We start from the raw sequence: 20467 nt of genomic DNA, 5'->3' as shown, positions 1-20467 counted from the left end.
AAAATGTTATTAATCATTTTTAACATTACACACTATAATAAATGAAATTATTTCTTATGATATAACAAGAAAGAGAAAAGGCAGCGATCCAGTATAGTACCGCCACTGAATCACCGCCTTAACGCTACATGAAATACAGGGAATTAACTAAAGTAGCGGGGCGCCGCGTAGTACTCCACCATTTTCTCCGCCAACCAACCGCCATCTTCACCGTTGGAATGAATAGTGGTGATACTGACGGTCGAACCGCCGCCCCACAGCACGGCAAAAACGTTATAGTCCGGCAGATTTAACGCCTGCATCTGGCTCCAATCGTATCCGCCATCGCGGCGCAGAAAATCACCCACCGTCGCGACGCCATAGGTCGTGCTGTTCACCGCGGTATTTAACAGCGCCGGGGTAATGGTGTCGATATCGCTGCCAATCCGCGAATCCCCCATGAAGAAAGTACCGCCTGACGCAAAATGCGCCGCAGCGATTTTACTGGTCCCTTCCGCAACCGTCGGCATATGGCCGCCGGGGATCTGCCACAACATCGCCGGTTTCTGCAATGCTCTGGCGGTCTCCTTCACCATGCCCAGATAGTTCATCCAGCAGGTAGCGTTCCAGCCGTAGTGGGCTAAGGCATCCGGGCTGAAGCAGTCGCGTTCAAATTTATCAAATGCGATAAAGTCTGGCGAATAGTCGCCGCCGTACACGCCCAGTTCATTAATGAAGTCAGCGATCGCCGCCCCTTGTTCCCGCGGCGCGGCATTGGCGCGCAGCAGCCAATCTGCCGTGCCCGTCGCCCAAACGTTGGTCTGCCAGCCAAAAACGATGTCCGGTGCGAACTGGCGAACGATATAGTTAATCGCCTGCACGTAGCCGTACAAATCGTTGCTAAAGGTCGGCAGCGTCGGCGCGCTGAAACCTGGCATCGAAGGGAGCGCATTAATCGCCGCCGCCAGTTGCACATTGACCTGTACGCTATTAGCTTTACGCAGCGCGGTATAGCCATAAGGCTCCTGCTGCATGGCGCCCAGGAAGTCCGGGTTGAGGACAAAGGTTGCCGGAACCGGATGCTGGTCATCTTTCCAGGATTGCGCCGCCAGACACTGGGTAATGAAGCTCCCAAAGTGATTGCGTAGACGCTGTTCGTCCTGCAGGTCCGATACCGCGCTGCCGCCGCTAGCATTGGCGGTATAGACCACCATCACCGGCATCACCGCGCGGCCGGCATCGGCTTCGATCTCGCGAACCAAAGGCACGGTTTTATGGATCGGTAGCGAGGCATAATCAAGGAAGCCATCGCCGTTAGTGTCCACTTCCGCCGCCGGAATCGGATCGCCGCCGCCATCAAAACCATCATATTTAAACAGCGCGCTGAACGGGACATTGCGATAAAGATCGACAGTCTCCGCCGCATTCACCGTCACGCCGCCGTGCGCCAGATAATTCGGCCAACCTTTTACCTGCAACGGAACGCCCTGGATAAACTCAAGCGTGACGTTATTAACGCTTTGCAGCAAACGCAACGGCGCGCTGACGTCGCAACGCCACGGCGTACCGGCGATATACACATCCGCGACCTGCACGCTATATTCCCCGGCAGATAAACGCAGCGGTAATTTCTGCTGACGAGTATCGCTTGCCAGCACGAAACTGTACTGGTAGCTGCCGCAGCAGAAACGATAGCGTTGAGCAGCTGCGCCCTGCGGTAAGCCTAATACCGTCACCGCGACCTCAACAAAGTTGTCGCTCGCAACGGGCGTTTTTTGTAGCGCAACATCTGCCTGAGCCGTCGTGCCTACCTTCGGCACGAAGGTCGCAGGCTGCGCAGACGTTGTCAGCAACTGGTTGTTCATCGTCGTCGGCTGCAGGCAAATAGCATATTGATGATTTGCTAATAGCCGAGTGACGCGCTGCGGTTGGTTCGCCATCAGCGTCAGGGTACGTTCGCGTACACCTGCTTCCGACCACAGCTCAACGACGACTTCCGCGCCTTCCAGTTCATCATCCGCAAGCAGCAGCTCGATCGCGGCAAAGAGCACCGCTGGCTGGTAAGCAATCGGGCACCGTTCAACGGCGTTACCGGACGAGAGTATCAATGTATAGTTTTCGGCAACGGGTGAAATTCTCATCTCGTCGTTACACAATTCCAGTACCGTAATACCGTAGCTTCCTGCGCTCAGATCGCCAATGGTCAGCGAAGCGCCCCATTCGCCGGCAAAGCGCTGCTGGCGGCCATCCGGATACTGCAGTTCGATCTCCGGCTTCAGCGAGGTGCTCTGCGCCTGCGCCGGGAATTGCACAATGATTTGTCCCTGGCGTCCAGGATCATGGGCCAGCGTCACCGTCAGATCGCTAAGCGCAACGGGCGTTTGCGTGGCCGAAAGATAAAACTCCAGCACCGCTGATTTACCGGAAGCCAACAGATACTCGCCGTCGTTATTGATTGTGATGGTATTTTTTTCTGTCGGCCAGCCGCCGTCGCTGGCCAGCGTTACCGCCTGATTCCCCAGCATGGTGCCGCTAAATGGGCTGTACGGATCGGGATGCGCTGTCGCGGTGAATCCTAATTTCAACTGATTAATATCGACGGACTGCGAATAGTGATTCGTCAGCGTCAGGGCAATACGTTGGTACCAGCTGGACGCTTTCACCTCCCCGGATACCAGGGTCAGTCCCGCGCCGGTGATCGCATCATCGGTGGGCGCTTCAGGTTCTGGCTCAATATCATCAGCGGTATCATCCGCCAGTACTTCAGGTTCTGGTTCAACCTCATCAGCGGTGTCATCCGCCGGTACTTCAGGTTCTGGTTCAACCTCATCAGCGGTGTCATCCGCTGGTACTTCAGGTTCTGGCTCAACTTCATCAGCGGTATCGTCAGCCAGAGTTAACGTAAAGGTGGACATTTTTACCGGTACCTGGGTGGCAGCCAGGCTAAAAAACAGGGTACCGCTTTCCCCTGCCTGCAGCAGCAGTTCACTACTGTTGTTAATGATGATTTCATTGAATTCCAGGGTTCCCTGGGCGGTGTCACGCAAAGTTAACGAACGATCTCCTTTTAGCGTGCCTCCCGTATTGCCCCACGGATCCGGATGCCCGGAGGCGGTAAAGCTAATTGTCGCCAGGTTCAGATCTAGCGGGCGGTTACTTTCGTTTGTGAAGGTTAAAGTGACTTTCTGGTACCAGCTATTCACATCAATCTGGCTATTTTTAATTGCAATGGTCATCAACGCGATTCCTCATTCCCTGGTGGAAAAAAGCCCCGGAAAACCGGGGCTTTGTCATGGAGCCCATACCTCGTTAAGCGCAGAAGTATTAGTAAGCGCCTAAGTCAGTCCATGCGCCGCTCTGACCGCAGTTCAGGTCAGGCTGGTCGCCCTGGGACCACCATTTCACCTGGTAGTTGTGACCTTTCCAGCTCACGGTTTCGAAGGTACCCCAGCTTGCGCCGTATACGGTGTTAGCATCCCACAGCGCGTGTGGCGCATCCTGGTCTGCCGCATCATCGGCAGAGGCGTCATCTTCAGCCGGTGTAGTATCTTCGTCTGGAACCGGAATAATGTCGGTTTCATCTTCTTCTTCATCAGCCGGTTCAGGTTCGCCCTGAGATGCTAATGCTGGCACCGCCGTCAGCACAAAACGTTGCTGAGTGGAAGGTTCGTTGTAGCAGTCACGCACAAACAGAGTGAACTGGAAGGCCGTTTTCGCGCTCACTTCAGGCACCATAAACTCAATCACTTCCGCAGTTTTATCCGCGACGGTAATTTCAGACGGTACGCCCCAGCTGTAGCTCAGTTCATCATCATCTTCATCAGAAGAATTCGCGCCTGACAGCTGGACGGTAGAACCGCCGACAACCAGCAGCTCGATAGCGGCTTTTGGCGCATGATTGACATCAGTTGCCTTATCGTCTTCTTCAGATTCATCTTTTTCTACGTTGATGCCTTCGAAGTAGAACGGTTCCATATCGATGACTTCAGATTCAATTTCATAACCCAGACCTTCACGAGCCGCGTTCAGCAACACGCCATTGTCCTGATCGATAGTCCAGGTAAACATACCACCCAGACCCAGGCTTGCTGCATATTCGCCCTTCGCTTTTACTGAACGTGGAGTATCCAGAGACATGAACAGCTTGGATTCCGGGTTATACAGGTAGTCAGCATCAGCGACCTGGTCGGTGTAGACGTTGAAACCGTTACGGCCTTTCTGGTTTTCCAGATCCAGGTAGTTGTAGATCACGTCATACCATTCATTAGTGCCGGATTCGAAAGTACCGGTGGTATCGCCGTTACCCGGGTTATAGGTGCCTTTCAGCGGAGACAGCGACTCCAGCTCAACGTTACGGCCATTACGGGTATAGCCGGCATAACCAATGTTGATATTTTCAGCAGGGAAACCTTCAGACAGCAGATGTTCCACGATAGTGTTGACGCCCCAACCGCCCTCTTCCAGCGCATTCAGGTTAGTGTGATGAGCAACGCTTTCCGCCCACGGGGTACCGAAGAAGTCATAGGTCATCAGGTTGATGCCGTACAGACCTGCTTTAATCAGCGCTTTCACGTTGGAGTAATCAAAGGTCTTCACGACCGCGGAGCTGGCGATGGAGATTTTCACATTGCTCAGGCTGGCGGAATCCAGTTGCTTACGCAGTTCGCCAATAAGCAACGCATAGTTTTCACCATCTTCCGGGCCGAATGGGTTGCCAGCGCCTTCGGCGTTCGGGTATTCCCAATCGATATCCACTTCGCTGAACATCGGGAACTGTTTGAACAGTTTCACCACGCCTTTGGCGAAGGTTTTACGTGCGGAATCAGACGCTGCGGTTTCATGGAAGCCGTTACTCATGGTCCAGCCGCCGATGCTCATGGACAGCACCAGGTTATGGCCCTGCTGTTTCGCTTTCGCCTGCAGATCGCGCAGACCGCCGAGCAGACCTTTACAATTTTCTTGAGTCACGGTCTTCGGATCAACATCCCAGCCGCTAACGCTATGTCCAACGTTGACGTAAGACTGGAAATCACCCCATGGATCAAGGAAAGTCGGTTCGTACTTAACTTTACCGCACTGTTCCGCGCCTTCAGCCACGACGTCACGATACTGGCCATCATTTTTATGGAAACCGGTCACGCCAACGAAGCCGAAAATAATTTTATCGTAAGCAGTCGGTGAGATATTGGTCAGGTCGTAGCCGCGACCGCGGTTATCTTTAGAATCGTCCCCTTGCAGGCGACCATCATACTGAGACCAGTCGGTATAATAGCCAAATACCTTCGGCTTAGTGGTTGCTGCTTTATATTTGTTATAGACCGGCTTTGCGACACGCGCTGAAGTATAGCTATAGTTGCTAACTTCAGTTGCTGGGTTAAAACCATCAGCGGCGTTGCTGGTTTCGGTAAGAGTATCGCCTTTAATCAGTTTGCTGGTAGCCATTTTAAATTTCCTTTTAAGTTTAAAATTTATCGCAGTTCGTTCTGCGAGACCAATAATCCATGACTCACAAAGAATCGGCTAATCACAAAATCTCATCAATTCATCAGCACTAAAAAATCATTTTAATGATGCCTACTCAGGAAACATCAGCGTGGAATCATTGGGCAAACGAGGTCCGTCTTTCAGCAGGAAAGATAAAAAATAGACAGCATATTAAATATAATTTAGGTAGTAATTAACCATCATTTAATTTGCATGAGATTATGTGACGAAGGTCTCCCCATCAAATGGCAATACAATAAAACCGATGACAAAAAAATGGATTAAGCCATTTCTTGTGCAATATATTCACCAACGACAATCAGGATGTGCAAATCTAAAGGAAGACGTTATGAAAACTTATCTCATCAATAACAACTGCATCTACAATGAACAGAAATATGAACTAAGAACGAGCTCAAACTCGCAAGTTATTAGAATGACAGCAATGCGTTCTAAATGTCTTAGCTTCATTATTGAAAACGCTCATCTGGAGATTATCGAACGCCAGAAAATCACTAATGAGCTATGGGGTAGCAGAAGTCATTTTGTGAATGATGCCAATCTAACGCAGATACTGTATTTAATCAGACGAGACCTGAAGGCGTTGGGCATAAACGATCTCTTCATTACCATCCCGCGCCAGGGATTACAGGTCAATAAGGATATCGCCATTGAGAAAGTCGAGCCAAAAAAACCAAAAGCCAGGAAGCAGTTTTTCCGTAAAACGCTGGCAGCCCTGACCACCGTCTTTTCCGTCACGCTAGGTACAATGATGTACATGCATATTCATTAATTCAGGGAGAAAAAAATGAATCCAATTATTGATGGAATTCTGGGGCTGGAAGGCGGTTACAGCGCCAACCCGAAGGATAAAGGCGGAGAGACTAACTGGGGTATCACAGAAGCAACGGCGCGAGCGCATGGTTACCAGGGGAAAATGAGTGAACTTTCTCACAATGAAGCCTATGCAATCCTGGAAACGGATTACTGGATCAAACCCGGCTTTGAACAAGTATCGCAACTTTCCTGGGCGGTAGCATTTGAACTCTGCGACGCCGCCGTGAATATTGGTCCCCATCACCCTTGCACGTGGCTACAGCGCTGGCTTAACGTGATGAACCGCGAGCAGCAGTATTATCCGGATATAAAAGCAGATGGCAGCATCGGCCCGCAAACCTTACATGCGCTAAATTCCTATTTATCGCAACGAGGTAAAGAAGGAGAAGCGGTGTTAGTGAAAGCGCTCAACTGTAGCCAGGGCGCTTATTATCTGGATATCTGCGAAAATCGCCGACAAAATGAAGAGTTCATTTACGGCTGGATTAAAAACCGAGTGACATAGTTGAGACAAAAAAATCCGTAATAAAAGACTCAAGGATGAGCCTTTTATTACCTGATAATGCTATTTGAGTTTCGAACCGCCAACAGCACTTTTAACTTTTTCTCCGAGGATTTTTAAAATCGGGCCGGCAAATACACCGCCTAAACCAGCGGCTAACAGCACCATATTAAAGCTAAACCCTTTTTCGATAGCAATAGCGCTAAGGAGAAAACTGGTAAAACAAGATATGACTACCTGCGTCAGGCAGGTCATAATTCCCTGATGGGCTTCGCCAGCCTCTTCTTTATTCCTGCGAAGCAGGAAACTAACGAACCCGCCCCAGGCGCCGATAGAAATAATGGTCAGAAGTATTTCTACTTCCAGTAATACAACTTCCGTTGTCTCTAAATGATTAGGAATAGACATAATCGCTCCTGAATAACTAAAGTTTAAAAAAGATTCATCAGGAGTGTAAGCGGCGGAATAGTGGAAAGGTAATCAAAGAACATCATGACTAACCACATCATATTAATGACGGCAAGATGAGGAAACTTACCGTCTGAATGAGGACAGCGTATGTAACATGGAAACCGTTTCATTTATCGCTGATATATTTCTACTGCTTTTGTTCCATGAAGCATAAACCTGCACGGATTTAAACATCAACTCAGGGGGCGGTTGGATAAAATTTATATCATATTTACGCTGATTTTTATAAAACAACGCCAGTTTCAAAGGTAACAGTGCAATCAATGCGGTTCTTTCTACCATGCTAACCAGCCCGGTGATAGAATCGCTACAATAGCCCATAGTTCGTGAACCGTTATAATAAACATCATCTTTAAATAATCCGTTATCAGTGATGATGGTGAGTGAAGTAATCCCCGGTTGATACATGGCATGGCGGGAAGAGTAGAATTGATGCAAAGAAAGCTGCGACAGCTCGCTGAATAAATGACCTTTGGCACAAATACAGACAAAGTTTCTGAAGCTATCAATAATTTGATTATCGAGTCCGGGCTCAACCAGCGGTTCAGAACCGATCGATAAATCACATTGAGCGGTCAATAAAAGCTCTTTAGCTTTATCGCAGCTAATGTTGCGGGATGAAAAATGGTTGATAACGCCCTGCTCGAAAAGCGCGCTACCGTACAGTTGGGAAAGGTAATAACTTTCGATGAAATCGCTTCCAAGGATCGTAATCCGGGTGTCATCATCCTTGTTTTCCGGCAGAAAAGTATTGTCGACAAGCGACATGGCCTGACGGAAACTTTGGTGTATTTCGAGTGCTTTCGCCGTTGGCAGTAAACCATCTTTGCTTCTGACAAACAGCTCCTGCTGATAGAAGTTTTGCAGACGTCTTAATGCCAAAGAGACCGCGGCGGGAGTGATGGCCAATTTTTTCGCCGCCTTCGCGGCATTTCCTGCCGAAATGACAGCGTCAAGAACCTTGATTAAATTATAATCAAAGCCCTTATTGGCACCTTTCGATCCCATCCACTGTCAGCCTCTTTTATCGAAAAAAGCAATATAGATAATACTCAAAATAAATCAAATCCGGACATGCTAAACAAAGTATAGCGTTTCTATTCAAGGCTGAGGTTGGGACAGAAAAAAGCCTGAACAGGGATGTTCAGGCTTGTGCTAATAAGGTGATTAAACGCAATTAACGCGTTAAATCATCAAAGAATTTTTTCACGCCATCGAAGAAGCTTTTGGAACGCGGGCTGTTTTTCTCACCCGTCGGACCGCCAAAAGTTTCCTGCAGCTCTTTAAGCAATTGCTTCTGCTTGTCATTGAGGCCCACTGGCGTTTCTACCACCACGCGACACAGCAGATCGCCCTGAGCACCGCCCCGAACGGATTTAACGCCCTTGCCGCGCATGCGGAACAGTTTGCCGGTTTGCGTTTCGCCAGGAACTTTCAGGTTAACGCGACCATCCAGCGTCGGTACTTCAATCTCGCCGCCAAGCGCAGCCATGGTAAAGTTGATCGGTACTTCGCAGTACAGATTATTCCCCTCACGCTCGAAGATCGCGTGCTGTTTGACCTGAACCTGAACGTACAGATCGCCCGACGGAGCGCCATGCTCGCCCGCTTCGCCTTCGCCAGCCAGACGAATGCGATCGCCGGTGTCGACGCCAGCCGGGATTTTCACCGACAAGGTTTTGGTTTTTTCAACGCGACCGTGACCGTGGCATTTATTGCACGGATCTTTAATCAGCGTACCGCGTCCCTGACAGTGCGGACAGGTTTGCTGAACAGCAAAGAAGCCCTGACGCATCTGGACCTGACCGGAACCGTGACAGGTTGGACAGGTCTGCGGCTGAGTACCTGATTTCGCACCGCTGCCGTGGCAGACATCGCACTCTTCCAGCGTCGGGATGCGGATTTCCTTGGTGACGCCACGGACCGCTTCTTCCAGCGTCAATTCCATGTTGTAACGTAGATCTGCGCCGCGCGCCGCGCGCTGACGACCACGACCGCCGCCGAAAATATCGCCGAACACATCGCCAAAGATATCGCTGAAATCCGCGCCGCCGCCAAAGCCGCCGCCGCCGAAACCGCCGCCACCCATGCCGCCTTGTTCAAACGCGGCGTGGCCGTACTGATCGTAGGCTGCACGCTTCTGGGCATCAGTCAGGACTTCATACGCTTCTTTGATTTCTTTAAATTTGGCTTCGGCCTCTTTGTCACCCTGGTTACGGTCCGGGTGGTATTTCATGGCCAGGCGCTTGTACGCCTTTTTGATTTCACGCTCTTCCGCTGTTTTGGAAACGCCTAAAATCTCGTAATAATCTTGCTTTGCCATTGGTGTTTTTCAGCCCCTTAACATGCGTGCACGGGCGGAGAGGAAACCTCTTCGCCCGTGCCAGTGTTTTACCCGTTCAAAGGGCGATTATTTTTTGTCTTTCACTTCTTCGAACTCAGCGTCGACAACATCGTCATCCTTCGCGCTGCTTTCTTGAGCGTCAGCGCCGCCAGCCTGCTGCTGAGCGTGCTGCTGCTGAGCGATTTCCATCAGCTTCTGGGAAGCCTGGGCCAGCGCCTGCATCTTCGCTTCGATGTCCGCTTTGTCTTCACCTTTCAGAGAAGTTTCCAGTGCGGTCAGCGCAGACTCGATTGCAGTTTTGTCGTCAGCCGGCAGTTTGTCGCCTGCTTCTTCAACCTGCTTACGGGTGCTGTGCAGCAGATGGTCGCCCTGGTTACGGGTCTGAACCAGCTCTTCGAACTTACGGTCAGATTCAGCGTTAGCTTCCGCTTCGCGAACCATTTTCTGAATTTCTTCTTCATTCAGACCGGAAGAAGCCTTGATGGTGATCTTCTGCTCTTTACCGCTGTTTTTATCTTTAGCGGAAACGTGCAGGATACCGTCAGCATCTATATCGAAGGTCACTTCGATCTGCGGCATACCGCGCGGTGCTGGGTTAATACCATCCAGGTTGAACTGACCCAGAGATTTGTTATCGGAAGCGCGTTTACGCTCACCCTGCAGCACATGGATGGTTACCGCGGACTGGTTGTCTTCCGCAGTAGAGAACACCTGGCTGTGCTTGGTCGGGATCGTGGTGTTTTTGCTGATGAGCGCGGTCATCACGCCACCCATGGTTTCGATACCCAGCGACAGCGGGGTAACGTCCAGCAGCAGAACGTCTTTAACTTCACCAGTCAGTACACCACCCTGAACGGCTGCGCCGATAGCCACAGCTTCATCCGGGTTAACGTCTTTACGCGGTTCTTTACCAAAGAACTCAGCAACTTTCTTCTGCACCATCGGCATACGAGTCTGACCACCAACGAGGATCACGTCGTTGATATCGGAAACGGACAGACCGGCATCCTGCAGGGCAACTTTCAGCGGCTCGATAGAACGGTTAACCAGATCTTCAACCAGGCTTTCCAGTTTCGCGCGAGTCACTTTGATGTTCATGTGTTTCGGACCGGTCGCGTCTGCGGTGATATACGGCAGGTTAACGTCGGTCTGTTGAGCGGAAGACAGCTCAATTTTCGCTTTTTCTGCGGCTTCTTTCAGACGCTGCATCGCCAGCGGGTCGTTGCGCAGGTCAATACCCTGCTCTTTCTTAAACTCGTCAACGAGGTAGTTGATCAGACGAGTATCGAAGTCTTCACCACCCAGGTGGGTATCACCGTTGGTTGCCAGAACTTCGAAGGTTTTTTCGCCGTCAACTTCGTCGATTTCGATAATAGAGATATCGAAGGTACCACCACCGAGGTCGTATACCGCGATAGTGCGGTTGCCGACTTCTTTATCCAGACCGTAAGCCAGCGCAGCGGCAGTCGGTTCGTTGATGATACGTTTGACTTCCAGACCCGCGATACGACCGGCATCTTTGGTTGCCTGACGCTGAGCATCGTTGAAGTACGCAGGTACGGTGATAACAGCTTCAGTTACCGGCTCACCCAGATAATCTTCAGCGGTTTTCTTCATTTTTTTCAGCACTTCAGCAGAAATCTGCGGCGGCGCGGTTTTGGTGCCTTTCACATCAAGCCAGGCGTCGCCATTATCTGCGGCAACGATTTTGTACGGCATGATGGAAACGTCACGCTGAACTTCTTCATCCTGGAAGCGGCGACCAATCAGGCGTTTAATCGCAAACAGGGTGTTTTGCGGGTTTGTCACTGCCTGACGTTTAGCCGGCTGACCAACCAGAGTTTCACCATCCTGGGTATAGGCAATAATAGAAGGCGTGGTGCGATCGCCTTCGGCGTTCTCCAGCACGCGAGCGGTAGTGCCATCCATAATCGCTACACAAGAGTTGGTAGTACCCAGGTCGATACCAATAATTTTACCCATCTAAACGTCTCCACTAAAAATTCGATCAACATGTGGTTGTGAACCTGTAATAAGGGCGAAACGTGCGGTTTCAACTGCCCTGACATCATTTTTTTTCAGGTTCTTCACTGCGGTTGACTACAAGATGGGGTCGCCCTGGTTTTCATCAAGGGGCAGGCCAAAAAAAATTTTTCTGGCAAAACGCAGGCGCGAGAGCAAACGACACGCCGGACGATAAAAATAGCCGGTATAACCCATACAAAAAATAAATAGTAAATAAGAACATATTCATTGGATATCGCACTCGTTCGCCGAAGAGTTGGCCATTATCGCCGCGAAAGGTAAATTGCTGAAAAATACCCCGCCAGATCATAGACAGCCTCTGCACGCCTCATTATTATGCCGCGCCCCACCGCAAGTGGCGGGGTAATGCTTCCCTTTCTAATCATTATTTTGAGGAATTATGGGCAACACTAAGTTGGCTAATCCGGCACCGCTGGGCCTTATGGGCTTTGGCATGACCACTATTCTGCTTAACCTGGCAAATAGCGGCCTTTTCGCATTCGATGTAGCTATCCTGGCGATGGGCATTTTTTACGGCGGCATTGCGCAAATTTTTGCCGGCCTGCTCGAGTATAAAAAAGGCAACACCTTTGGTTTAACCGCTTTTACGTCCTACGGGTCCTTCTGGCTGACGTTGGTCGCGATCCTTCTGATGCCGAAAATGGGCCTGGCTGATGCGCCGAACGCGCACTTCCTGGGCATGTATCTCGGCCTGTGGGGTATCTTTACGTTGTTCATGTTCTTCGGCACGCTGAAAGCCGCGCGCATGCTGCAGTTCGTCTTCCTTAGCCTGACCGTACTGTTCGCGCTGCTGGCGATTGGTCACCTGGTCGATAACGAAGGCATTGTTAAAATTGCCGGTTGGGTCGGCCTGGTATGCGGCGCGAGCGCTATTTACCTGGCGATGGGTGAAGTGTTGAACGAGCAGTTCGGCCGCACCGTTCTGCCGATTGGCGAGCCACGCTAATGGCCTGCCGCCGCCCGCAAACCGGGCGGCGGCGTTAAATTTAACGCTGCAGTTCTCCTTGCGGTAAAACCGCCTGCGTCGTCAACCCCTGACGCAGCCAGATACCTAACCCCAGCCCCATCAGCGACAGCGCCAGTACGTACCAGGCCGGCGCCATCGGCGAAACCCCCATCAGCATCGTAACGGCGATCGGCGTCAGACCGCCGAAAATGGCGTACGACAGGTTGTAGGAAAATGAGATGCCGGTAAAACGCACTTCCGCCGGGAAAGCGCGCACCATTACGTAAGGTACCGCCCCCACCACGCCGACACACAGCCCCACCGTCCCATACAGCAGAAACAGCCGCTGCGGGCTGGCGCCGGAAAAGTGATAAAAGGCCCAACTGGCGGCCGCCAACAACAGGCTGCCGACGATAAAAGTGCGGCTGGCGCCGAAACGGTCTGCCGCCAGACCGGCGAGTAGACAGCCGATGCACAGCATGATCGTGGCGATACTATTGGCCTGCAGGGTAATCGCCGGCGCAAAGCCATAATGTTTTTGCAGCCAGACCGGCGACATCAGGATCACCACCACCACGCCGGCGGACAGCAGCCAGGTGAGCAGCATCGAAACGATGACGGCCTTCTGGTGCTTAAGCGCCACCGCCTTCACCGGCAACTCCTGCGCCAGCGCTTTGCGCTTCTGCATCTCCAGAAATATCGGCGTCTCCTGCAGCCAACGACGCAGGTACATCGCCACCAGGCCAAAAACGCCGCCCAGCAGGAAAGGAATACGCCAGCCGCCGTCGTGGATACCTTGCGGCGTCATGCTGGTATTGATAAGCGTCGCCACCACCGAACCTAACAGGATCCCGACGGTCAACCCCGCGGTCAAGGTACCGCAGGCGATACCGATGCGTTTTTCCGGGACATGTTCGGCCACGAAGACCCAGGCGCCCGGCACTTCTCCGCCAATCGCCGCCCCTTGAAAAATACGCATGAGCAGTAATAGCAGCGGCGCAACGATGCCCATCGAGGCATAAGTCGGCAGCAGGCCGATCGCCAGCGTCGGCAGCGCCATGAGCAGAATGCTGAGGGTGAACATTTTTTTGCGACCGACCAGGTCGCCAAAGTGGGCCATGATAATGCCGCCAAGAGGGCGCGCCAGATAACCCGCGGCGAAAATACCGAAGGTCTGTACCTGACGTAGCCATTCCGGAATATCGGCCGGGAAGAACAGTTCGCCGACGACGGCGGCGAAGAAGACAAAGATAATGAAGTCATAAAACTCCAGCGCCCCGCCGAGGGCGGCCAGCGTCAGAGTTTTATAATCCTGTCGATTCAGTGCTCGGGTGTGTTGTGACATAACTGGCGCTTCGTCCGCAGTAATATTACGCAATGTGTAAAGTAAAAAACACTATACCGTAAATAAAACAGCACACCACCGGCGATGCAGGTTATATCAGCAATGCATTAAATTCAGGATAAAGTTTCACGTCGTGCACTTTTCGGGCGAAAAGCTGCTACAACGCTCGCTTCCGTCTCCACATACGGCCCCTCAAGCAACTGTACACAATAAGGTACACTTGCAAAGACACCATGCACCAGCACCTTACCGTCCGCGTCTTTGACTCCTTCGAGAGTCTCCTGAATCGCTTTCGGCTGGCCAGGCAGGTTGAGGATCAGCGCCTGCTTGCGGATGACGCCAACCTGCCGGGAGAGGATAGCCGTCGGCACAAAGTGTAGGCTAACCTGGCGCATTTGCTCGCCGAAACCGGGCATGACGCGATCGGCAATCGCTAAAGTTGCGTCCGGCGTCACATCACGGCGCGCCGGGCCGGTGCCGCCGGTGGTCAACACCAGATGACAGCCCATCTCGTCTACCAGCTCGCACAGCGTTTGTTCAATGATGGGCTGTTCATCAGGGATCAGGCGAGTTTGCAGTTCAAAGGGCGTTGTCAGCGCACGCGCCAGCCACTCTTCCAACGCAGGAATACCTTTGTCCTGGTAAACGCCGCTGGAGGCGCGGTCAGAAATAGAAACTAAGCCGATGCGTAATTTATTCATATTCATTCCGTTCAAATAGTGCAATTAAGCGGAATGATACACGCTGGAGAGAATTACAGACAGGATTCAAAAGAAGTAGCGTGACCGGTAGCCCGGTCACGCTGGGATGATTACAGCAGGTCGCCGATCATTTTTTCCAGTTTTTCCTGGTCGATGGCAAACTTACGGATACCTTCCGCCAGTTTGTCTACCGCCATCGGATCCTGGTTGTGCTGCCACAGGAACTGGGATTCAGTAATGCGTTCCGGACGCGCTTTCACTTCGCCGCTGAACGCCAGTTTACGTTCGACAGCGCCTTCGCTTTCCGCCAGCTCTTTCAGCAGCGCAGGGGCGATGGTCAGACGGTCGCAACCGGCCAGCTCAAGGATTTCGCCAACGTTACGGAAGCTTGCGCCCATCACGACGGTTTCATAGCCGTGCTGCTTGTAGTACTCGTAGATTTCGCTAACGGAAACCACGCCCGGATCTTCTGCCGGCGCGTACTCTTTCTTATCCGTGTTCGCTTTGTACCAGTCGAGGATACGGCCAACGAACGGAGAAATCAGGAAGACGCCCGCTTCGGCGCAAGCGCGAGCCTGAGCGAAGGAGAACAGCAGGGTCAGGTTACAGTTGATGCCTTCTTTTTCCAGCTGCTCAGCGGCGCGAATGCCCTGCCAGGTGGAAGCCAGTTTGATCAGGATACGATCGTTGCCGATACCGGCATCGTTATACAGTTTGATCAGGCGTTTCGCTTTCGCGATAGAGGCGTCGGTGTCATAGGACAAACGGGCATCAACTTCGGTAGAAATACGGCCCGGGATCAGTTTAAGGATTTCGAGACCGATGTTCACCGCCAGTTTGTCGGAAGCATCGATAATCTGCTGCGCGCGATCGCTGCTCTGGCCGCGAGCCCAGGCAACAGCGTCGTCAATCAGCTTACGGTACTCAGGGATCTGAGCCGCGCCGAGGATCAAAGAAGGGTTGGTGGTGGCATCCTGAGGCTGATACAGCTTCATTGCCGCGATATCTCCGGTGTCAGCTACGACAGTGGTGTACTGACGCAGAGAAGTCAATTTATCCGTCATGATAGTGTTTCTCTTAAACAGCAGTTAAGGGGATGTAACCGGTCTGCCAAGATGATAACACGCCATAGGGTCAGCGCAACCGCCGACAATGCAAGAGCGCAGAGTGTGATAAACTCGACATATTAATTATCTGAATGCTAAAGGATTGTCACCGGAGTGGTAGCGCTTACACCGCGCGCCGGCATGGACAAGAGGACGTTTAATGCCTGATTTTCTCTCGTTTATCAATGAAATACTCTGGGGCTCGGTAATGATTTACCTGTTACTGGGCGCCGGTATTTGGTTCACATGGCGAACGGAGTTTATTCAGTTCCGTTATATTCGCCAGTTTGGCAAAAGTCTTAAAAAAAGCCTTCGCCCGCAGCCCGGCGGATTAACGTCTTTTCAGGCGCTGTGCACCAGCCTGGCGGCTCGCGTCGGCAGCGGTAATCTGGCGGGCGTGGCGTTAGCGATTGCCGCCGGCGGCCCAGGCGCCGTGTTCTGGATGTGGGTCTCCGCACTACTCGGCATGGCCAGTAGCTTCGCCGAATGTTCGCTTGCCCAACTGTACAAAGAGCGCGATGGCGAAGGCCAGTTTCGCGGCGGCCCGGCGTGGTATATGGCCCGCGGCCTCGAGATGCGCTGGATGGGCGTGGTCTTCTCAATTCTGCTTCTGCTGGCCTATGGGGTGATTTTTAATACCGTGCAGGCCAACTCGGTGGCGCACGCCATGGCCTATGCCTTCGATTTGCCGATGGTCGCCGTCGGCGCCGCGCTGGCTGCCGCAACACTGTTGATTATCGTCCGCGGTCTACGCGGCGTAGCGCGATTGATGCAGTGGTTTGTGCCGCTTATGGCTCTGATATGGGTGGGCGCCAGTCTGTTGATTGGCCTCTGGCACTTCGCCGCCCTGCCGGCGGTTTTTGAAACCATCTTCCGCTGCGCTTTTGGCTGGCAGGAAGCGGCGGCGGGCGCGGTGGGTTATACCATCAGCCAGGCGCTTACCGGCGGTTTCCAGCGCGGGATGTTTTCCAACGAAGCAGGCATGGGCTCAACGCCAAATGCTGCCGCTGCCGCTGCATCATGGCCTCCGCATCCCGCGGCGCAGGGCATCGTACAGATGATTGGCGTCTTTATTGATACCATTGTTATCTGTACCGCCAGCGCGGTCATTATCATGCTGGCGCCGCGCGAAAACCGCGACAGTGCGGTCAGCGGTATTCAAACCATGCAGCACGCGATGGGCGATCTTATTGGCAGTTGGGGACCGGGATTGGTGGCTGCCGTGCTACTGTTCTTCGCTTTCAGTTCGATTGTCGCCAATTATATTTATGCCGAAAACAATCTGATCTTCCTGCGTCTCAATAAGCCGCTACATATCTGGACGCTCCGGGTTATCACCGTGTTGATGGTACTGACAGGCACCCTGGTGAGTCTTCCGGTGGTCTGGCAACTGGCGGATATTATTATGGCGCTAATGGCGATCACCAACTTAACGGCGATTTTGCTGCTGTCGCCAACGGTTCGGATCCTCGCCAGCGATTATCTGCGCCAGCGCAAACTCGGCGTGCAACCGGTCTTCGACCCCGCTCGCTATCCGGAAATTCAGCAACATCTGGCACCCGGCGCCTGGGATGAGATACCGCGTGAATAGCGCGGTAATCGCAGCAATCGATCCCATCGTACTCTTTTTTTGTTAAAATTCGTCGAAATTCCCTGCAAGGACTGGATATGCTGATTCTGATTTCACCTGCTAAAACGCTCGATTATCAAAGCCCGCTGGCAACGACGCGCTATACCCAGCCCGAACTCCTGGAGCATTCTCAACAGCTTATCGGTATCGCCCGTAAGCTGGCAGCGCCGCAAATCGGTAAGCTGATGAGCATCAGCGATAAGCTGGCCGATCTCAACGCCACCCGTTTTCACGACTGGCATCCGGACTTTACCCCGCAAAATGCCCGTCAGGCGATACTGGCGTTCAAAGGCGACGTTTATACCGGTCTGCAGGCCGAAACCTTTAGCGAAGCGGATTTCGATTTTGCCCAGCAGCATCTGCGCATGCTTTCCGGCCTTTACGGCGTATTACGCCCGTTGGATCTGATGCAGCCCTACCGTCTGGAGATGGGTATTAAGCTGGAAAATCCGCAGGGCAAAGATTTGTATCATTTCTGGGGCGATATCATCACCGATAAGCTCAATCAGGCGCTGCAGGCCCAGGGCGACGATATCGTCATCAACCTGGCGTCCGATGAGTATTTTAAATCGGTCAAACCGAAAAAATTGCGGGGCCAATTGATTAAGCCGGTGTTCCTCGATGAGAAAAACGGCAAATTCAAGGTGATCAGCTTCTATGCCAAAAAAGCGCGCGGTCTGATGAGCCGCTACATCATTGAAAACCGTTTAACCAGGCCGGAGCAGCTGCAGGCGTTTAATAGCGAAGGCTATTTCTTTGATGGGGAAGCATCGGAGAAAGGCGAACTGGTGTTTAAGCGCCACGAGCAGTAAAAACGACGACACCCCTGTCCGGTAAGCGACAGGGGTGTTTTCAGTCTTAATTAGCCCATCATCAGCTTACGCAGCGCGGCGAAATCAGCCGGCAGATTATGCGACAGCAGCGGCAGGTCGGCGCGGTCAGCCAGTTCTTTCGGCAGCGGCAGCGTCTCCTGCAGAATCTCTTCTACGCTCTCTTTGAATTTCGCCGGATGCGCGGTACCGAGGAATAACCCGTACTCGCCCGGTTGCAATTGGTCGCGCAGCGCGCGATAAGCAATCGCCGCATGCGGTTCAGAGGTGTAGCCGATGGATTTCAGTTCACGCATGGTTGCTTTGGTGGTTTCATCATCAACCGCGGCGTATCCCAGCTCATTAAGACGCCAGATTTTGCGGCGGAACAGCTCTTCCACGCGCGGCCAGTTGTTCGGTTGGCTGACGTCCATGGCGTTAGACAGGGTCGCCTGCGTCGCCTTCGGCGCCCAGTTGCCATCCTGCAGGAAGCGCGGCACGGTATCGTTGGCGTTGGTAGCGGCAATAAAACGCTTAATCGGCAGCCCCAGCGATTTCGCCAGCAGGCCGGCGGTGAGATCGCCGAAGTTGCCGCTTGGCACCGACACCACCAGCTGGTTACGGGCCTCCTGCGGCAGCTGCGCGACCGCCTCGAAGTAGTAGCAGATCTGCGCCAGCAGACGACTGATATTAATAGAGTTGGCGGAGTTGAGACCAAGCGCGACCTTCAGCTCTTCATCGTCAAACGCCTGCTTAACCAGCGCCTGACAGGCGTCGAAATCACCGTCAATCGCCACGGTTTCGATGTTGCCGCCCAGGGTGCAGAACAGCTTCTCCTGCAGCGGGCTAATCTTACCGCGCGGATAGAGGATAACTACTTTGACGTTCGGCAGGCCGTAGAAGGCATGCGCCACGGCCGCGCCGGTGTCGCCGGAGGTCGCGGTCAGGATCGTCACCGGCTTATCGCCTGCGATATGCGTCAGCATCTGGGCCATAAAACGGCCGCCAAAATCTTTAAACGCCAGGGTCGGGCCGTGGAACAGCTCCAGGCAGCCGACATCATCCTGTACTTGAGTGACCGGCGCCGGGAAGGCGAACGCCGAAGCTACGCGGGCCTGCAGTTCATTCTGCGGGATCTCATCGCCAATAAAGGCCGACAGGATTTTCGCGCTGCGGGTCACGAAATCCTGCTCCAGCATTTCGTCGATTTCGGTCAGATTGAATTCCGGCAAATCGTGCGGAAAGAACAGCCCCTGTTGTTTGCCAAGCCCTTGCGTCACGGCCTGCGCAAAGCTGACCTGTTCGTTATGATCTTTTAAGTTATACAGTTTCATCACTTATCCCACTACTCGAGCGCCCGCCGTGTCCAGCCGGCAAATATGAACGAAGCCTTCCTGATTTTGCAGATAATGCGCGGCCAGCCAGTCGGCGACGCGCTGCGCGGTGTCCGGTTTATCGCACAACGCGAACAGCGTCGGGCCGGAGCCGGAAATACCGCAAGCCTGCGCGCCGATTTCCATCGCCGCCTGACGCGCTTCGCTGAAGCCCGGCAGCAGTTTGGTGCGGTACGGTTCGGCAATAACATCTTTCATTAACTTTGCCGCCAACTGCGGCTGACGGCTATAGCAGGCGTGAATAAACCCTGCCAGATGGCGACCATGGGCGATGCAATCCTGACGACGATACTGCGCCGGAAGAATCGCGCGCGCTTCGGCGGTAGAGACCTTAATGCCCGGATAGGCCAGCACCCACAACCATTCATCAAAACCCGGGATCTGCTGGCTGATGATGCCGTGCTCTTCAATCATCAGCTGCATACCGCCAAGATAGCATGGCGCCACGTTATCATAGTGAACGCTGCCGGAGATGCGCCCTTCCATCTCGCCCATCAGCGCCAGCATCCGGTTTTCATTCAGCGGCTTGCCGCAGTGTTCGTTCATCGCCACCAGCGCGGCGACCACCGAACAGGCGCTGGAGCCAAGGCCCGAGCCAATCGGCATATTCTTTTCCAGGGTCATCGCCACCGGAACCGTCTTACCGATCTCGCGGCAAAAGGCTTCCCAGCATTGATAAACGATATTTTCCTGCGGCGCCGACGGTAATTTGCCGGCAAAGCGGCCTACGTTACGCAGGCTAAACTCCGCCGCCGCCTCTACCGAGACGTTATCACCCAGCAACGTGCCGTCGACCGGCGTCACCGCGGCCCCCAGCACATCAAACCCGACGCTCATATTGGCACTGGAAGCCGGGGCGTATACTTTGACCAT

General features: G+C 53.0%; 16 protein-coding genes. 5 read left to right on the top strand and 11 right to left on the bottom strand.

Annotation, left to right across the window (positions count from 1 at the left end):
• Positions 1-143: 143 nt before the first annotated feature.
• Positions 144-3215 carry a chitinase gene (locus tag EAE_RS10995; protein ID WP_015704341.1) on the bottom strand — a complete coding sequence of 1024 codons (3072 nt, stop codon included), beginning with the start codon at positions 3213-3215 and terminating at the stop codon, positions 144-146.
• Positions 3216-3303: 88 nt separating this feature from the next.
• A complete protein-coding gene (locus EAE_RS10990; protein ID WP_015704340.1) occupies positions 3304-5421 on the bottom strand; it encodes a glycoside hydrolase family 18 protein in 2118 nt (705 codons plus the stop codon).
• A gap of 391 nt (positions 5422-5812) precedes the next feature.
• Here EAE_RS10990 and EAE_RS10985 point away from each other — a divergent pair, with 391 nt between their 5' ends.
• Together EAE_RS10985 and EAE_RS10980 are read left to right on the top strand one after the other, a co-directional pair.
• The gene (locus EAE_RS10985) at positions 5813-6256 is read left to right on the top strand and encodes a winged helix-turn-helix domain-containing protein (RefSeq protein WP_015368346.1); all 444 of its coding nucleotides are present in this window, start codon (positions 5813-5815) and stop codon (positions 6254-6256) included.
• Positions 6257-6271: 15 nt separating this feature from the next.
• Positions 6272-6805, top strand: a complete 534-nt coding sequence (locus EAE_RS10980) for a glycoside hydrolase family 108 protein (protein WP_015368347.1) — start codon at positions 6272-6274, stop codon at positions 6803-6805.
• 60 nt (positions 6806-6865) lie between these two features.
• On the opposite strand, the gene EAE_RS10975 is transcribed toward EAE_RS10980, so the two are convergent.
• The 4 genes from EAE_RS10975 to dnaK form a co-directional block, all read right to left on the bottom strand.
• On the bottom strand, positions 6866-7210 hold the full coding sequence (locus EAE_RS10975) for a phage holin family protein (protein ID WP_015704339.1): 345 nt from the start codon (positions 7208-7210) through the stop codon (positions 6866-6868).
• A 126-nt stretch (positions 7211-7336) separates the two neighbouring features.
• Positions 7337-8281 (bottom strand): LysR family transcriptional regulator, encoded by a 945-nt coding sequence (locus EAE_RS10970; protein WP_015704338.1) that lies wholly within the window; start codon positions 8279-8281, stop codon positions 7337-7339.
• 169 nt (positions 8282-8450) lie between these two features.
• A complete protein-coding gene (gene dnaJ, locus EAE_RS10965; RefSeq protein ID WP_015368350.1) occupies positions 8451-9596 on the bottom strand; it encodes a molecular chaperone DnaJ in 1146 nt (381 codons plus the stop codon).
• 87 nt (positions 9597-9683) lie between these two features.
• The gene (dnaK, locus tag EAE_RS10960; RefSeq protein WP_015368351.1) at positions 9684-11600 is read right to left on the bottom strand and encodes a molecular chaperone DnaK; all 1917 of its coding nucleotides are present in this window, start codon (positions 11598-11600) and stop codon (positions 9684-9686) included.
• Positions 11601-12042: 442 nt separating this feature from the next.
• On the opposite strand from dnaK, the gene satP reads away from it, so the two are divergent.
• On the top strand, positions 12043-12609 hold the full coding sequence (gene satP / locus EAE_RS10955) for an acetate uptake transporter (protein WP_015368353.1): 567 nt from the start codon (positions 12043-12045) through the stop codon (positions 12607-12609).
• A gap of 40 nt (positions 12610-12649) precedes the next feature.
• Here satP and EAE_RS10950 read toward each other — a convergent pair whose 3' ends face one another.
• The 3 genes from EAE_RS10950 to tal form a co-directional block, all read right to left on the bottom strand.
• A complete protein-coding gene (locus EAE_RS10950) occupies positions 12650-13954 on the bottom strand; it encodes an MFS transporter (RefSeq protein ID WP_015704337.1) in 1305 nt (434 codons plus the stop codon).
• A 113-nt stretch (positions 13955-14067) separates the two neighbouring features.
• Positions 14068-14655: a molybdopterin adenylyltransferase gene (mog, locus tag EAE_RS10945; RefSeq protein WP_015368355.1), complete on the bottom strand. Its 588-nt coding sequence runs from the start codon at positions 14653-14655 to the stop codon at positions 14068-14070.
• Positions 14656-14765: 110 nt separating this feature from the next.
• On the bottom strand, positions 14766-15719 hold the full coding sequence (gene tal, locus EAE_RS10940; protein WP_015368356.1) for a transaldolase: 954 nt from the start codon (positions 15717-15719) through the stop codon (positions 14766-14768).
• Positions 15720-15921: 202 nt separating this feature from the next.
• On the opposite strand from tal, the gene EAE_RS10935 reads away from it, so the two are divergent.
• On the top strand, positions 15922-17352 hold the full coding sequence (locus tag EAE_RS10935) for an alanine/glycine:cation symporter family protein (protein WP_015704336.1): 1431 nt from the start codon (positions 15922-15924) through the stop codon (positions 17350-17352).
• Positions 17353-17429: 77 nt separating this feature from the next.
• Positions 17430-18203, top strand: coding sequence for a peroxide stress protein YaaA (gene yaaA, locus EAE_RS10930; RefSeq protein ID WP_015704335.1), 774 nt, complete (start codon positions 17430-17432; stop codon positions 18201-18203).
• Between the two features lie 50 nt (positions 18204-18253).
• Here yaaA and thrC read toward each other — a convergent pair whose 3' ends face one another.
• Entirely contained in the window at positions 18254-19534 is a 1281-nt protein-coding gene (thrC, locus tag EAE_RS10925) for a threonine synthase (protein WP_015368359.1), read from the bottom strand.
• Positions 19535-19537: 3 nt separating this feature from the next.
• Positions 19538-20467 (bottom strand): homoserine kinase, encoded by a 930-nt coding sequence (gene thrB / locus EAE_RS10920; protein ID WP_015704334.1) that lies wholly within the window; start codon positions 20465-20467, stop codon positions 19538-19540.

Origin of the sequence: Klebsiella aerogenes KCTC 2190 (genome assembly GCF_000215745.1) — a bacterium.
Classification (GTDB): Bacteria; Pseudomonadota; Gammaproteobacteria; order Enterobacterales; family Enterobacteriaceae; genus Klebsiella; species Klebsiella aerogenes.
This window is presented reverse-complemented; position numbering and strand designations above follow the sequence as displayed.

Excerpts from the sequence above, each read along its gene's own strand:
- EAE_RS10975 (WP_015704339.1), bottom strand. The coding sequence starts at position 7,210 with ATGTCTATTCCTAATCATTTAGAGACAACGGAAGTTGTATTACTGGAA.
- EAE_RS10935 (WP_015704336.1), top strand. The coding sequence starts at position 15,922 with ATGCCTGATTTTCTCTCGTTTATCAATGAAATACTCTGGGGCTCGGTA.
- EAE_RS10980 (WP_015368347.1), top strand. The coding sequence starts at position 6,272 with ATGAATCCAATTATTGATGGAATTCTGGGGCTGGAAGGCGGTTACAGC.
- tal (WP_015368356.1), bottom strand. The coding sequence starts at position 15,719 with ATGACGGATAAATTGACTTCTCTGCGTCAGTACACCACTGTCGTAGCT.
- dnaJ (WP_015368350.1), bottom strand. The coding sequence starts at position 9,596 with ATGGCAAAGCAAGATTATTACGAGATTTTAGGCGTTTCCAAAACAGCG.
- thrC (WP_015368359.1), bottom strand. The coding sequence starts at position 19,534 with ATGAAACTGTATAACTTAAAAGATCATAACGAACAGGTCAGCTTTGCG.
- EAE_RS10995 (WP_015704341.1), bottom strand. The coding sequence starts at position 3,215 with ATGACCATTGCAATTAAAAATAGCCAGATTGATGTGAATAGCTGGTAC.
- satP (WP_015368353.1), top strand. The coding sequence starts at position 12,043 with ATGGGCAACACTAAGTTGGCTAATCCGGCACCGCTGGGCCTTATGGGC.
- mog (WP_015368355.1), bottom strand. The coding sequence starts at position 14,655 with ATGAATAAATTACGCATCGGCTTAGTTTCTATTTCTGACCGCGCCTCC.
- yaaA (WP_015704335.1), top strand. The coding sequence starts at position 17,430 with ATGCTGATTCTGATTTCACCTGCTAAAACGCTCGATTATCAAAGCCCG.
- EAE_RS10990 (WP_015704340.1), bottom strand. The coding sequence starts at position 5,421 with ATGGCTACCAGCAAACTGATTAAAGGCGATACTCTTACCGAAACCAGC.
- dnaK (WP_015368351.1), bottom strand. The coding sequence starts at position 11,600 with ATGGGTAAAATTATTGGTATCGACCTGGGTACTACCAACTCTTGTGTA.
- EAE_RS10985 (WP_015368346.1), top strand. The coding sequence starts at position 5,813 with ATGAAAACTTATCTCATCAATAACAACTGCATCTACAATGAACAGAAA.
- thrB (WP_015704334.1), bottom strand. The coding sequence starts at position 20,467 with ATGGTCAAAGTATACGCCCCGGCTTCCAGTGCCAATATGAGCGTCGGG.
- EAE_RS10950 (WP_015704337.1), bottom strand. The coding sequence starts at position 13,954 with ATGTCACAACACACCCGAGCACTGAATCGACAGGATTATAAAACTCTG.
- EAE_RS10970 (WP_015704338.1), bottom strand. The coding sequence starts at position 8,281 with ATGGGATCGAAAGGTGCCAATAAGGGCTTTGATTATAATTTAATCAAG.